At 59.5% G+C, this 13,186-nt stretch carries 17 protein-coding genes; 4 read left to right on the top strand and 13 right to left on the bottom strand.

The window, feature by feature from the left end:
• The 11 genes from ABH944_RS41660 to ABH944_RS41710 all read right to left on the bottom strand — a co-directional run.
• Window positions 1–219 (bottom strand): transposase (locus ABH944_RS41660; protein ID WP_404659695.1); only part of this gene is annotated, 219 nt, incomplete at its 3' end.
• Between the two features lie 51 nt (window positions 220–270).
• Window positions 271–618: an IS66 family insertion sequence element accessory protein TnpB gene (gene tnpB / locus ABH944_RS41665; RefSeq protein WP_062093038.1), complete on the bottom strand. Its 348-nt coding sequence runs from the start codon at window positions 616–618 to the stop codon at window positions 271–273.
• Window positions 615–1,079: an IS66-like element accessory protein TnpA gene (gene tnpA / locus ABH944_RS41670; RefSeq protein WP_404659697.1), complete on the bottom strand. Its 465-nt coding sequence runs from the start codon at window positions 1,077–1,079 to the stop codon at window positions 615–617. The genes tnpB and tnpA overlap by 4 nt, the downstream gene beginning before the upstream one ends.
• 464 nt (window positions 1,080–1,543) lie before the next feature.
• Entirely contained in the window at window positions 1,544–2,254 is a 711-nt protein-coding gene (locus tag ABH944_RS41675; protein ID WP_404614857.1) for a hypothetical protein, read from the bottom strand.
• Window positions 2,255–2,583: 329 nt separating this feature from the next.
• On the bottom strand, window positions 2,584–3,546 hold the full coding sequence (locus tag ABH944_RS41680; RefSeq protein WP_404614855.1) for a DUF2971 domain-containing protein: 963 nt from the start codon (window positions 3,544–3,546) through the stop codon (window positions 2,584–2,586).
• Window positions 3,547–3,658: 112 nt separating this feature from the next.
• Window positions 3,659–4,225, bottom strand: coding sequence for a hypothetical protein (locus ABH944_RS41685; RefSeq protein WP_404614854.1), 567 nt, complete (start codon window positions 4,223–4,225; stop codon window positions 3,659–3,661).
• The gene (locus ABH944_RS41690) at window positions 4,212–4,688 is read right to left on the bottom strand and encodes a hypothetical protein (RefSeq protein WP_404614852.1); all 477 of its coding nucleotides are present in this window, start codon (window positions 4,686–4,688) and stop codon (window positions 4,212–4,214) included. The genes ABH944_RS41685 and ABH944_RS41690 overlap by 14 nt, the downstream gene beginning before the upstream one ends.
• 284 nt (window positions 4,689–4,972) lie before the next feature.
• A complete protein-coding gene (locus ABH944_RS41695) occupies window positions 4,973–5,830 on the bottom strand; it encodes a hypothetical protein (RefSeq protein ID WP_404614850.1) in 858 nt (285 codons plus the stop codon).
• A 3-nt stretch (window positions 5,831–5,833) separates the two neighbouring features.
• Window positions 5,834–6,145 (bottom strand): hypothetical protein, encoded by a 312-nt coding sequence (locus ABH944_RS41700; protein ID WP_404614848.1) that lies wholly within the window; start codon window positions 6,143–6,145, stop codon window positions 5,834–5,836.
• Window positions 6,145–6,540 (bottom strand): hypothetical protein, encoded by a 396-nt coding sequence (locus tag ABH944_RS41705; protein WP_404614846.1) that lies wholly within the window; start codon window positions 6,538–6,540, stop codon window positions 6,145–6,147. The genes ABH944_RS41700 and ABH944_RS41705 overlap by 1 nt, the downstream gene beginning before the upstream one ends.
• 86 nt (window positions 6,541–6,626) lie before the next feature.
• Window positions 6,627–7,271, bottom strand: a complete 645-nt coding sequence (locus ABH944_RS41710) for a hypothetical protein (protein WP_404614844.1) — start codon at window positions 7,269–7,271, stop codon at window positions 6,627–6,629.
• Window positions 7,272–7,543: 272 nt separating this feature from the next.
• On the opposite strand from ABH944_RS41710, the gene ABH944_RS41715 reads away from it, so the two are divergent.
• The 3 genes from ABH944_RS41715 to ABH944_RS41725 are packed head-to-tail and all read left to right on the top strand — an operon-like array spanning window position 7,544 to window position 9,872.
• Entirely contained in the window at window positions 7,544–8,239 is a 696-nt protein-coding gene (locus ABH944_RS41715) for a hypothetical protein (protein ID WP_404614842.1), read from the top strand.
• Window positions 8,236–8,652 carry a hypothetical protein gene (locus ABH944_RS41720; RefSeq protein WP_404614840.1) on the top strand — a complete coding sequence of 139 codons (417 nt, stop codon included), beginning with the start codon at window positions 8,236–8,238 and terminating at the stop codon, window positions 8,650–8,652. Before ABH944_RS41715 ends, ABH944_RS41720 begins: the two co-directional genes overlap by 4 nt.
• Window positions 8,649–9,872, top strand: a complete 1,224-nt coding sequence (locus tag ABH944_RS41725) for a tyrosine-type recombinase/integrase (RefSeq protein ID WP_404614838.1) — start codon at window positions 8,649–8,651, stop codon at window positions 9,870–9,872. The genes ABH944_RS41720 and ABH944_RS41725 overlap by 4 nt, the downstream gene beginning before the upstream one ends.
• A gap of 17 nt (window positions 9,873–9,889) precedes the next feature.
• Here ABH944_RS41725 and ABH944_RS41730 read toward each other — a convergent pair whose 3' ends face one another.
• Together ABH944_RS41730 and ABH944_RS41735 are read right to left on the bottom strand one after the other, a co-directional pair.
• A complete protein-coding gene (locus ABH944_RS41730; protein WP_404614836.1) occupies window positions 9,890–10,573 on the bottom strand; it encodes an RES domain-containing protein in 684 nt (227 codons plus the stop codon).
• Window positions 10,570–11,619, bottom strand: a complete 1,050-nt coding sequence (locus tag ABH944_RS41735) for a hypothetical protein (RefSeq protein WP_404614834.1) — start codon at window positions 11,617–11,619, stop codon at window positions 10,570–10,572. Before ABH944_RS41735 ends, ABH944_RS41730 begins: the two co-directional genes overlap by 4 nt.
• Window positions 11,620–12,059: 440 nt before the next feature.
• Between ABH944_RS41735 and ABH944_RS41740 the strand changes: the two genes are divergently transcribed.
• Window positions 12,060–13,148 carry a ParA family protein gene (locus ABH944_RS41740; RefSeq protein ID WP_404614832.1) on the top strand — a complete coding sequence of 363 codons (1,089 nt, stop codon included), beginning with the start codon at window positions 12,060–12,062 and terminating at the stop codon, window positions 13,146–13,148.
• Window positions 13,149–13,186 lie beyond the last annotated feature (38 nt).

Consider the following 13,186-nt stretch of genomic DNA (forward strand, 5'->3'; position numbering starts at 1 on the left):
GATCTGACTCTCCAGCTTCTCAGACTTGCGACCGAACTGCATGCGGCGCAGCTTCGCAATCGTCAGCTTCAGATGTTCGATCTCGATCACCCGGGAACTAAGCTGGTCCTGCAATTCGACGACCCGCTGCGCGTTCGCATGAGCTGACGCCGCATGCGCGCGCACTAGCGCTTTGAGCGCATCAATGTCGTCGGGCAGGTCAGTATCGGTCAGATCCATCGCGATAGTTTACGACCATCTGCTGCACGCGAAGCGCCAGGTAACAGACGTTTACAAAGCACTGCGCGGGCGTGCCACCTCGACCGGTTGTCGCCAGTCAAACCCTTCGAGAAGGAGCGAGAGCTGAGCGGTGGTCAACGCCACGACGCCAGCCTCGGCCCGGGGCCATGCAAAACGCCCCTTCTCAAGACGCTTTGCAAATAAACATAGGCCGCCATCGCTCCAGTACAACGCCTTCAGAAGATCACCGCGGCGCCCCCTGAAGATAAAAACATGACCGCCATACGGATCCTTCTCAAGCACCGTCTGCACCTTCGCCGCAAGCGAATTGAAGCCGGAGCGCATGTCGGTGACGCCGGCGGCGATCCAGATCCGGGTGTTTGCAGGCGGGCCAATCATCGGAGAATCCGCTCGAGGACCAGATGCAAAATCGCCGCGTCTGGCACGCCTTCTATCCAAACCGACGTATTGCCGTGCTGAAGCTGAATGCTGCCGTTTGCAGCCCCCGGAGGTACCGGCGCGTTGGTCGCCTCCGGCGCCGGGACCGCCGGTCGATCGGACTGTACATCGACAACGACAGGCAACATGGCCTCCGTTTGCACTATGTCGACCAACAGACCCTGGGCGTGCAGTTTGCGCCAGGCCCACAGCTGATTGGCGTTGATGTTGTTGTCGCGGGCGACCCGGGCAACCGAGGCACCGGGTTCAAACGTCTGCTCAACGACCGATCGTTTCCATTCCAACGGATGCCGTCGGTTCTGGCGCCTAACGGGTAACTCGACTGTCTGAGGCACTGTGTCCATTCTCGCTGTTTGTGGACACAGTCGGTCACTCGTGTCCGTCGCAGCCGATGATTGCATCTTCTACGGGAAGGCGAGGAACGGTACAGATCAGATGCTTACGTGACATGTCCGCTCCCGGATTCAGATCGGGCGTTCGCTGCGATGTCGTGAACAGCGGGTCGATCAGCGTCATTCGAACCGGTAGGTCGCTATCTCCTCGGCTGCCGCGCGCGGCTACGTCCGTGCTTTATTGTCCAATTCTGAAGCCGGACCAAGTCCAGCAGAGCGAACTCTGTCCGAGCTACCCGAATTCCCGCCTCACGCGGCGAGCGCTCGCGCTTAACCCGGTTTTCCGTTCCGCTGCTCCTCAAACCCCGACTGCGAGCGGTATCGATAACCGCAATTCCGGCTTCAGGGTTGGGAGGCTATGATCGACAACGTTCGTCGCCTGGGCGAGCGTGACTCAGCTCAGACGCGTTGCGAACACTGGTTGCGTTAGCTGGAAAAACACGCGATCCGCGTCCAGAACCGGAAGAGGGTCGTCAACGCTTTTGCGGCGCGCTTGCTTCGAAATCCCGGCAATATTGGCGAATCGACGTGAAGAACTCTTCGTCGCCCGACGCCTTTGCCACCATTACGAACGACATCAATCCCCGGAGCACGTAATTCCAGAAGCCGTCAACATGGGAATGCCACAGAGGGGTAGCAAGCATGCCGTTCATGTGGAAGCGTGCGGGCTGTCCGCCATATGTCTCCATGATGTGCGGAGATGCACCATGCACATAGCCGGAGTACGCTTTATGAAGAATCTTCATCGAGGCTTTTCCAATGCTCGGATCCGGGCCCGCCGCAGGGTTTTGTGTCAGATATGCGTGGATCCTGTCTCTGGGGATGTTGGGTCGCTTGACCGCCGTTTGCGTCAGTCGCTCTCCGTCCTCAAACTCTTCGAGATAGAAGGCTTCGATGAACTTCTTGTGCAGTTCGGTCTCCTCGTGCATTAGACCGAGCGCGAGAAAATTGATGTCTTCGCTGGCCTCGTCAACAATGCGACATACAGCGGCCTGTTCAGCAATGAAGCCCTGCGCGAGGAGTACACGTGCAGCTCTTAGCGCGCTTACCAGGCGAGCCATCTTCTGTAGCATCGCTTGAATCGTGCCTTTCTCCGCGTAACGGTACCCATGCGAAATCTTGGCTATTGTCGTCAGCTCTGGCGGGACCAACTGGTCGGCAATATGATGGACGTAGTTCTCCATTAGCCCCAGCGCCTGGTCGTATAGCTCGTCTCGCGTCATTTTTCGGCCCCCGATCGCCGTACTCCAGCAGTCCACGCGGAGATTTGGCGTCACCATCCTTCGGTCGATGGGGCTGTCGCCTCTCGCCGGCGATGTGGGCGAGTGCCTGTCCGATTTCCAACCGGAATATCCGCGCCTCATTGATGTACCCCGACAGCAAGAGCGCATCGATCTCTTTGTTCGTTACTAACGGCCCGCCGTGCGTCTGGGCGCCGGACAGCCGCCGTCAATTGATGTCCGCAGTTTTGAGACAATTCGAGCTGCCTGATCGTGCTCGCGATCTGCATCGCTTAGTCGTGGGGTTCGTCGCCTTCCGGGAGCGTGTCGAACTCTTCGAAGATCGAGAGCGCGCGCCGCGGATAGGTCACCGAGAGTTCATCCACATCTAGCTCGCTGCGCTGCAGCTCAAACGTTCCTCGAACTTCATTCATCTCATAGAACTGTACGGGCCTAGCGCGGCCGTTCAAGGCGCTCACGACCGCGTGCATGACGGTCCTGGTACACCTCGTGCCAAACACGATCTCGACCATCTCGAGTGGCGAATCGATGGCCCCCCGGGAACCCAGCAGGCGCCACTCCTTCTCATACTGCCAGTCGGGCGCTTTTCGCAGCAGCACGGCTTCATCGACCGCAACTCGGGCCTGTTCGTCATGGTCGAGGACCATCTTGGCGACCTCGCTCGCGCGCACATTCCGGTTCCCGCCATATTGGACTTCATGGAGCTGTGTTTGAGCTTCGGGCGGCACGCTGTATCCGATACAAATTCCTCGATGCTGCGCTCCGTAGTGGCTCCACATCAACGGACAGTTATAGCGCATCGCCAGCGACAAAATGCCCTTGTTATATTGCTTCAGCAGTTCGCGTTCGATAGCGTATGCGAGCACGAATGCGAGAGGGCCTGGAGGATCGTCGCTATAGTCCGGGTTCGTGGCGTCATATTTCAGCCCGTCGATCACCTGCTGCGCGGCGGCATGACTATGTTTCTCGATATGAGCCATGGTTTTCGGGCCGCGATACTTCACGGTGCGCGCGCCAGTTTTCATCTCATCTTCAACGCGACGACGGACTAGTTCATAAACGGTACGTTCCATGGTCGGAACGTCACAGTCAGCTTCAACGCACGGCTTCGTATCCAGCGGATCGTTGAAGGTGCTGGGGTCGGCATAGTAGACGGTGTCGGCGCACAGAAGCTCGATCGTCCGCTCGTCAAAGTGACGATATTTGTACAGGACAGCGGGGACCGTGTCAGTCATAAAAATCTCCGGATGCCGACTTGAGCGATGCGATCCCGGATCATAGGCCAGACTTCGGCGGTCTCAATGCGGTGCGATAATTTTCGCGATCTGCTCCAGCTTGCGCGTTAGCCTAGTTAGGCTCCGCCGGGTCAGCTTCCGCTTCTGCGGGAGATGTATGGGTCGCCTGGATCTGTTCGATTATGTCCGTTAAAACTTCGAAGGCTACCTCCGGCGTCGCTTTCGGGGGCGTTGGCTTCCTCGGGTTCCGGTGTGCGATCCAGTCCCGATACTTCTTGATCTGCTTCGCCCGCATGATCAATTGTGCATCCACCTCGACTTCGAACAACCCGAGGGTTTCGTCAATTTTCCACCATTCGACGGCGTCTTCGAATTTACTTGCAAGCTTTGCCGAGTAGCTCGCGGGATAGCCGGCGGCAATCAGGCCCTTTGCGTTTTGCAGATGTTCGATCACCCACCGCTCGAAGGTGGCAAATAGCGCGAGAATCGCCAGGTCTGATGCCTGTTCTGCTGCACTCGCGAGTGCGGACGTTGCCTCTTCCAGAGTTGCCCCAACGAACTGCGTGCGATGGAGCAGGTCCTCCTGCTGTTTAACGATCGAGCGCCTTGCGACCTTGAAGCAATCGTTCGCCACGATGAAGGCATCGTGGATCGGTTCGAGCGGATTAGTGAAACTCATAGTCGGAGACGTCCGTGAGCAGATCGAGGAACAGGCTTTCATCAACACGCTTCGCGCGCCGGACCTTTGCCTCGATCCAATACCAGTCGTCGCCATCAATACCCGAGAGCATGGGCCGAGACGTTTCGCTTGTCGCCTGACCGTTCACAATCGCCCGGATCGAGATTCCCGGCCCCTTTCCAACGTGAAACAGGAACGCGTGCCTCGCGACAGGGCCGATCAGATCGATTCGACCCTGCGCACCGATGATCGCTGCCCCGAGCGGCTCGATCTTGGCCAGCGATACGCCATCCTTTGATATGTGCAGGCTCGGTGCGTGGTACTTCGGCATGCCCTGCTCGTTGAGCTCAACGACATTATCTTGAACAGTCAGATCCCGTTCTGTACACCACTCTCGCGCTCGCACAAGAAACGCTCTCACGCGCTCCACGAACAATTGCGCCTTTTCCGCGTGCTGTTCCATTTGCTTTCTCGCATTGATTCGATTGCTTTGACGCTGGATGCGTGTCCCTGTACCGTCAAGCGTGCGCGGTTCGCGCTCGAGCCGGTACCGTGCCGCTTTGAACGCGTGCTCGCCTCGCAGCGGGCTGCTTTTTCTTCGCCGCTGTTGTCGCCTTGGGCGCTCTATGGGGGACATGATAGCAACGACGGCCTACGATTTGGAAACGCTCGAATTGCCACCCCCGGTCGGTTCGGGCGCGACGCTTAACACCGCTCTTACCTATGGCGTGCGTCACGCAGCACCTTTCACCCCGGTTGACCGCTCCGGCCAGGATGCTTCGTGAGCGCGCGCCGGTACTGGTCATTGTCGAGAATCAGATGGTCGACGCGCTCCTGCAGTTGCTTCACGTGCCGCCGCAAGGCGTCTGCTTCGGAGGTCGCCTGCAGGCGTACGGAGTCGTTTTGGAGTTTTAGAAATTGCTCTGTCCCGCGTAACTGCTCCGCGACTTTCCCAAGCGCTCGCGCACCGTTTGCCGACTCAGCGATCGCGGTATGCAATTCCTCGAGCAGCTGCGCGATGCGTGTCTCGGCGATCGAGGCCCGCGCTTCCGCCTGACCTAGGTCGCGCCTGAGCCGTCCGTTGTCTTCCTCGATGCGGCGCACACGCGCATGTGCATCTTCCAGCGCCGTTTGGGTCAATCTTGCGTGCAGCGTCTGGTCTCCGGCCGACAGCGCGCCCACTTCGTTATCGGACGACGACCTGGTCGCCACCAACTGGGCGAGCAGCTCGTGCACGGGTCCGAGCGCATCCCGCACAACCGGCTCCACTGCCCGACGCAGCGTGTGCACGTCGAACGCCGGCGCCGCTGATGCACTTTCGTCGGTGGGCAGTGGCGCTGGCGCCAGCGCTTGGGCGCGCTCGACCGCCTTCTGGATGGTCGTCACGCTCGGCCGCCGTGTGACCGTCATCGAGGCCGGCACAGCATCAATCAGGCGCGCGTAAGTCTTGGCCCCGTACAGGCGGCCCGTCACCGCGCGGATCTCGTCAATGACGCCATCGAGGAAACGCGCGTTATCCGTTGGGAACGCCCGGTTGCATTGCTCGATACCGGTCACAATCAGCCGCATCTGCGCGTTCGACCAACTCAAAGGTGTACGTGCCACGCGCTACTCCTGGGTTTCGATGCCGGTGGCATCGAAGCTCGATGTCGCATCGCCCAAGTTCAGCACTTCATCGGCCTGCAGCTTCGCCAGCATTGCAGGCGGCAGCTCGATGCCAAACGTGCGCGCTTTCTTCGCAAAGTAGGCGAGCCGGCCAGCCAGGCCCGCCTCATCGTCGTCGAGGTTGCTATAGCGTGGTTCGTCGTCGCCGTCGAAGGTTTCAACCACCATGACGTGATATTGCACAGGCTTGTCCCAGCCCATCAGGACCGTCACCGCCCGACCACCGATCGCGGTATTCAAAGTGCGCTGCGTCATCACTCTCCCCCGATGCGCCGGATCGCCGTTTGCGCGGCCTGCGCAGCGCGTTCCGCCTGCAGCTCCGCCCATTTGCCCACTAACGTCGGATCGGTCGTCAGAAAGAGCGGCTTATCGGCCCAGGCGGTCACCAAGTCGCCACGTGAGCCGATCTCGAACACGCGCAGATCCTCATCTTCGCTCAGGCCGTTGTCGACCAGGTCGCGGTACGAAACCAGGTTGTACAACTCCAGATCGATGCCGGGCCGCCCGGCGATCAGCGCAATCGCCGCTTCAAAAAACCGCCGCGCGGCATCTCGCGTGGATTCGAGTGCGAACACCTGGACGCTGCCCTCCCCGCTTTCCCAGATGATTCGATACAAGCTGACGCGGCAATCGTGACTGAGCATCGTCATCGTGCTTCTCCCGGTGTTCAATGAAGCAAAAGTAATAGCGTTGTTGAAGTAAAAGTTAGAAAACACGCTGCCGCGGTGCCGGCAATCTATAGACCGGCCTTCAGCGCATCGATGGCGTCTTTGAGCCCCATGATCTCGAAGCGCTCACGAAAGATCAGCCAAAAACACTCAAGCGTGCACACGCCTGTCTGTGCTGTGGTTTTCAGCGTGGCGGTCAGGGCCACCGGGTTCGGGTTTAGGTAGCGGATTTGTAGTTCCCGCTGGCCGTCCGGACGGTTCACGAATGCGGCGCGGGCGAAGATCCCGGTCTCGTTCGGATGCGCGCCCATGTCGATCGCAAACTCGTACAGGTGTTTCGCCCGTTCACCGACCGCATTGTTCAACGCCGTCACGCCGTCGAGCAGATGGTTGGCGCGGAACGCGTTGCGCACCGCACGCCGTTGCCGCTCGCCCTCCCCGCGCCGTGCCCACACCTCGAACAGTTCGGGTTTGCGATGGAAGTGCACCGCGTACAGTGCGCACTCAAGACAGCTGCGCACCAAGGCATAGGCTTCACACGTACGAGCCTGCAGGGCGAGTTCCGCGGCCGCGCGAAACGCCGCGTGCGCATTGACCAGCATCAGGGGCTCGCCGACCTGGGCGGGCGTCGCGTTCATCAGTCCGATCGCCTCGACGAACGCCTGGTCGACGGCGAGCAGCTTGTCATACCAAGGTCGGGTCGTCGGCTGCACGAAGCTCCCGTAGCCGTTGTGTGCCGCTTGCCGGAAGTAATCGCTCAGAGAGTCGTCTCCCCAACCTGGAGGAGACGCTGGCCATGCAGGGACGTCAGCCATTGGATGGCACCGCGAGTGAACGATGCTGCAATTTTGCCATGAACATGCGTTATTTTTACAACGATATTTATAACTGTGTTTTCAGCTACTGAACATTACCCCCATAATGTTCAGTAGTTTTATACTGGCGCCATCCCGTTCCCACCACCAAAAACAAGGGCTTCTAAACGATGGATGACACCCCTGACAAGCTTCGCCGCAACGTCGTCGCCCTTTCGGCCGCCATCTTGGCCATCGCCTTTTTCAACTTGTCCTTCCGGCCGACCGGCACGCTGCTCGGTTTTGCTGAGGTCAGCAATGTTTCCCCTCTCAAGGTGTGGGTCGCCCTGCTCGTCGTGCTGCTTTACGTCTTTTTGCGCTATCACTTCAGCGAGCAGACTTCTACCGAACGGGCCACGATGGTCACGGACTTTCAGAAGACGCGCCTGCAGGCGGTCCGGCAACACCTCGAACGCGCGGTGCGCGCCTATTTCCTGAAAGGCAGGAGCGTCGGGTGGATCGATGACTTCGAAAGCAGGTTTGTCGATCGCGACATCCAGGAGCGAATGCTCCGAGATGGTCCCGCCCTCGAGGTCGACGACCTCGTCGTCGGCGTCGATTCCGGCGAAGAACCGTGGTACGCCAGCATCGCCGGCGTGTCGTTCCACGCCCGCTGGACTTCCGGCGGGTACGGTCGCTCGGGTGGAAACAGGCATGCGTTCACGCTGCCTCGGCGCTTGCGGGCGCAGATCCTTGCCGGCTGCGCACTACGCGCCACGTCCTTTTCGCGTGGTGCGGTAGACGTGGCGGTTCCGACGGGACTCGCCGCGCTGGCCCTTTTGACATGCATTGTTAAGTTGGGCTTTTCCTTGGCCGGACTCGCATGATGATCGCCGAATCCACGTCATCCGCGCCCCAGCCCTCCCGGGCACTGGTTCGGGCTTTGCTCAACGCGCTGATCGATCGTCTACGGGCTGAACCCATCTACGCATCGCGCCAAGGCGACGGGCTGCCTGGTTGGCACCCCGTTGCGGCGGACTGCCACGACAACGCCGACCGATGGGTCGCATTGGGCGCTGGCGACGAAGCCGTGCGCGGCTGGTTGCACGAGCCGCTCCATGGACTGCCGCACCGGTTCGTCGCTCATTCGGTGGTGCGCCCCGCTGCGGCGGATCCGATCGATCTGGTTGATGTAACGCTCGTGGCGAGCGCGCCGGCGCTGGCCAACGAGCTGCAGGTGTTCGTCTCCCCACCGGCGATCGACATATCCACGGACGGCACGCCCATGGGGATCTCGTGAACGACCGCGCCCTACCCCTCATCAGCGAACGCGGCGCCGTGGTCGGCGGCGACGTCACCCCTGCGCCAGGCTCGCCGAACCGGCTAGAAAGCCCGATCCTGCCGCCAGGACTGACCGACGAGGCGATCGTCGGCCGTTGGCTCAAAGCCAAGGCGACCGGGCGCGGGCGGCTCGCGGCCACCACCCTCGCGCAGTACCGGATCGAGGCGGAGCGCCTGTTCTGGTACGCGCACCAGGTCGACGTGCCGATTTCAGAGTGGACCTTGGATGAGTTTTCTGAGTACATGGAGTTCCTGCAGGCGCCCGAGCCGTGGGCGATCCGGCGCCCCGGGGTGCGCCGCGGTTCGCCCGAGTGGCGGCCGTTTCTGGGACCCCTCTCGGAGCGCTCGGCCGGCCAGACCCAGAAAATTGTCGCGAGCCTGTTCGAGTGGCTGAGAGATGTCGGCTACCTGCGCGCCAATCCGGCAACCGGCCTGCCGACCGTGGGCCGGCGCGAACCCGAAAAACAGGCTCGCTTCCTGTCGGTCGACGATTGTGCGCTGTTGCGCGACGCGATCGTCTCGCGTCCCGACACCACCCGGGAAGCCCGGCTACTCAAGGCCCGAGATCTATTTTTAGTGGATCTATTCGCGTTGACGGGCGCGCGCACGATGGAGGCAATGCGCGGTTGGATGCGTCACATTCGGATTGAGCGGCTGCCGGATGCCCTGCGACAGGCACATCCCGAAGCGCCCGAATTCCAATGGCTGCTGAGGATTGAGCACGGCAAGGGTAACAAGGCCCGCTGGATTCCCTGTGATGAGATCGCGCTGTCGCTGCAAGCCTATCGGATCGCGTTTGGCTTGCCGCCGGTACCAGCGCCCGACGAAACCCGGCCCCTGGTGCTGTCAGTACGACGCTCGAAATGGGGCACTTGGAAAGGGATCAAAAGCCGCACGACGATTTGGAACGTGGTAACCGGCTTGTGCGGCGAGGCCAGTGAGTACGCTCGCCAAATCGGACAGGTCGATGATGCGAAGCGGCTCGCGCATGCATCGACGCACTGGCTACGACACACGTATGCAAAAGGCCTCGCGCAGGCTGTCTCCAATGGCTTGGACACCCGTGCCGCGCTGGAAAACATGGGGCACGCGGATGCGCGCACCTTCAACCAGTATGTCGACGACGAGCCGCTCAAACGGGCACTGGCGACCAGCTTGGCACGCCGCGCAGTCCTTTAGTGCCGTCCTTAGCGTCGTTATTTCGTCTCAGCTCGCCAATCGTCGCCCGTGGGATCGGCTAGTCCAATGTTGAACCGATCGAGAAATGGCGCCAATTCCGGATAGGCGGCGAGCGGAATCGACTCGCCCCGCCGCACCAGAACCGCGCGATCGCTGAATATCCCAATCGAAGGCTGATTGGCAAATCGCGACACGAAGTAGATCCCATCAAAATTGGCCGGGTTATCGTGAATTGCAGCACCCCAGAGATTCGGGGTTGCGTAGTCGCCTACCGCAAGGACGCGGGTATCAAAGCCGAGATGCCAGAGCGGCTGTGTGAGATCCGCCAAGCGCAGCACGCGCGCCTCTTCAAAGCCCAGAAGCGCCACGCTGCGTTCGGTTATGTCACTCTCGGCTATAAGGTGTGGAATCCGCACGTCCTTGCCCTGGTAGCGCCCCCGCATTACCGTTTCGGCCATACAGACATCGAACGACAAGGCCGCGTAGAGCACGCCGTACCGGTCATCAGGTGCGTCAAAGCGAAATACGTCCGGCGAAGTGGAGCGCCGATTGTAATGAATCGGGTGACGTGCGGTTCGGTGAATGCGCAATAACTGGGTGCTTGCAAGATTGAGCTCAAACGCTGGGAGCGCGGCCTTGCAAAAACCGTCTGGGGGAAGGGGGCAGTATCGGTGTTCCGTTTGTTCAGACGAATCACTCACAGCGCACCCTGCTCTTCGGTCAACTGACGCGACGCCATCGAGATCACCGGGCCGACATCCTGAGTTGGATCGAGAATCACCTGTGCCGGGGTCTGTCCTTGGAGTTCGCCGCTTTTCCCTAGCATGAACGAATGCACCACCCAGCAGTTCGCTTGGGTTTGAACGAAAGGCGAAAGCACTGGAATCAGCCGATGGGGTTCTGCGTCAAACTGCCACTTCGGATAACGGAATCCTCGCGTCTTTCCGGGTGGGACCAGCGCATACAGCTCGCCGCGTTGTCGGGCCTCATTGATCGATCGCTCGTTGCGCCCGGCATAGGTACGCGCATCCAGCAATGGAAGATTGTCCGAATGCTCGTATTCCGTGAACGCAAACTGCCGCCCCCGTGCGCGAGCTGCAGCGAGCGGATCTGCGGCTGTCGAGGTCGCCTGATGAGAGGGTGCCCCTTCTTGTTCACCCAGAAGTTGCAGCGTGTCCAGGTCCGCCCACGTCTTCGCAAGAACATCCTCCATGTTGGAAACAAATGCAGCGAGGAGGTCGGGATCTTTCATCAAGGCAACGACCATTTGCCCTGTCAACGCGCGCAGATGCTCAAACTCATGCCTGACTGGTCGACCATTCGGATTCCACAGCGCGGTGATGTCAAGTCTCGGAGACCGCAGACATTGATGCACCATAATGTCACGCCAAATCTCATGATCTTTGGGGGCGAGCAAAGAAACACCGAACTTCTTTGCCACATCCGCCATTTGCTCCCGCGCCCTGACTCGCGTGCGAAGACTCACATGGCCGCAATGGAACAGATTGTTTCGTTGCGAACGTTCAGCTTGCATCATCTCTTGGAAACTTTTAAACAGCAGCGCCAGCTCCGCAGTGTCGCGAGCTTTCCCCGCGACACTTGTGTCGCTGCTCTCCCAAGAGGAGGGACGATCGGGAGCCCCATGCCCAGGGTGCGACGCAGAGAGACGCACACCGCGATTAGTCCGGGGGGAGCGGATTTTCGAAGGATCATAGTTCATGAACCCATAATAGTTCATGACTTTCATGGGCGCAACTGCCGGTGTAGCTGCCTCCTGCGGATTACGCTTGGACGATCTCGTCCGGAAGAAAGCATCTCCAGCAAGCGGCTTTAGCGTCTGTATAGATCACAAAACTTCCCCGGTTGACTCCTAAAGCCAATTGAAAAGACCGAGGATATCGCTAGATCTCTTCGCGTAGATTCTGAGGAATCTGGCTCGATACATTGCTAGGCGGGCATCTCAGATAGACCGCTCTGGAAAAGTTTACTTGCGTTTACTGTTTACGGTCGCTAATCTTCACGTCAATTCGACCGTGCCGGTCCATTCCGGCTAAACCGGTCTAATCATTGAGAACGGTATTAAAGCCAATGGATACGAGCCTCGCGCACCCCGGGAAAACTACCGCCGACGATCTTACGCGCCTTGCGCACTTGTCGGACGTAATGCTCCAGAAAATCCGAGATGAGATGCTTGAACCCTTTCCTCGGAAAGAGCCTCCCCTGATCACATCGGCACGGGTTCAAGAGATGTGCGGGATCGACAAACAGCGGATGGCCTACGTTCTAAAAAAAGGCGAATTGCCGGAGGGACACCAGACGCGACCGGGCTCTCCGCGGTCATTCTCAGTGGCTGAGACAATCGAGTGGATCAAGGCTGAACTGAAGCCTGCACCACGGCAAGGTCCGGCTAAAGTGCTTGCCGTAGCCAACTTCAAGGGCGGCGTCACCAAGACTACGACGTCGACGTTGCTCGCGCAGGGCTTGGCAATGCGCAGGGGGCGACGAGTGTTGCATATCGACCTTGATCCCCAGGGTAGCGCAACGACGCTTTATGGCATCAATCCCCATGCCGAGGTAGACGCGTCGCAAACAATCATGCCGTTAATTGAGGCGTACTTGAACAACGAGTCGTTCGATATGCGGGGGCTTCCGGCGCCAACGTATTGGCCCAATCTGGATCTCATTCCGTCTTCAACCGAATTGTTCAACGCAGAATTCATGCTACCCGCGCGCGCCTCGGCAATTGACCACGAGGTTAGGTTCGAGCAAGTTTTGCACGACGGTCTCGCGAGCCTAAAGGACGAGTATGACTACATCATCATCGATACGGCGCCAACGCTCAGTTACCTGACTATCAACGCTGTCTTCGCGGCCGATGGGGTGATTGTCCCTGTTGTTCCCGACATGCTTTCGTTCGCCTCAATGGTCCAGTTCTGGCATCTGTTTGCCGATCTGATTAACGGAATGAAGGCGTTCGGAGACGAGCGAACCAAAGAGTTTGATTTCGTTGACGTGCTTGTTACGCGCTCGACACCGAAACCGGCCGCGCAGGTTCTACAGGCTTGGATTTCGCAGATCTACGGTTCACGCGTGATTCCTGTCGAGATCCCAGAAACGGACCTCGCGAGGAACACTAACATGCGGTTCTCCACGATATACGACCTTGCGAATTACGAAGGCGGTGCAGAAACGCTGCGACGAATTCGTACTCCAGTCGACCAGCTCGTGGACCGGGTAGACGATAAGGTGAGCGCCATGTGGGCAAGAGGAGTCTAGCTATGTCTTGGATAAAGGATCAAGCCGCGAAGGCTTCG

Source organism: Caballeronia udeis (assembly GCF_044909315.1).
GTDB classification, from domain to species: Bacteria; Pseudomonadota; Gammaproteobacteria; order Burkholderiales; family Burkholderiaceae; genus Caballeronia; species Caballeronia udeis_A.

Excerpts from the sequence above, each read along its gene's own strand:
- ABH944_RS41715 (WP_404614842.1), top strand. The coding sequence starts at position 7,544 with ATGGATGACACCCCTGACAAGCTTCGCCGCAACGTCGTCGCCCTTTCG.
- ABH944_RS41680 (WP_404614855.1), bottom strand. The coding sequence starts at position 3,546 with ATGACTGACACGGTCCCCGCTGTCCTGTACAAATATCGTCACTTTGAC.
- ABH944_RS41720 (WP_404614840.1), top strand. The coding sequence starts at position 8,236 with ATGATGATCGCCGAATCCACGTCATCCGCGCCCCAGCCCTCCCGGGCA.
- ABH944_RS41700 (WP_404614848.1), bottom strand. The coding sequence starts at position 6,145 with ATGACGCAGCGCACTTTGAATACCGCGATCGGTGGTCGGGCGGTGACG.
- ABH944_RS41735 (WP_404614834.1), bottom strand. The coding sequence starts at position 11,619 with ATGAAAGTCATGAACTATTATGGGTTCATGAACTATGATCCTTCGAAA.
- ABH944_RS41690 (WP_404614852.1), bottom strand. The coding sequence starts at position 4,688 with ATGGAACAGCACGCGGAAAAGGCGCAATTGTTCGTGGAGCGCGTGAGA.
- ABH944_RS41675 (WP_404614857.1), bottom strand. The coding sequence starts at position 2,254 with ATGGAGAACTACGTCCATCATATTGCCGACCAGTTGGTCCCGCCAGAG.
- tnpA (WP_404659697.1), bottom strand. The coding sequence starts at position 1,079 with ATGCAATCATCGGCTGCGACGGACACGAGTGACCGACTGTGTCCACAA.
- tnpB (WP_062093038.1), bottom strand. The coding sequence starts at position 618 with ATGATTGGCCCGCCTGCAAACACCCGGATCTGGATCGCCGCCGGCGTC.
- ABH944_RS41705 (WP_404614846.1), bottom strand. The coding sequence starts at position 6,540 with ATGACGATGCTCAGTCACGATTGCCGCGTCAGCTTGTATCGAATCATC.
- ABH944_RS41740 (WP_404614832.1), top strand. The coding sequence starts at position 12,060 with ATGCTTGAACCCTTTCCTCGGAAAGAGCCTCCCCTGATCACATCGGCA.
- ABH944_RS41685 (WP_404614854.1), bottom strand. The coding sequence starts at position 4,225 with ATGAGTTTCACTAATCCGCTCGAACCGATCCACGATGCCTTCATCGTG.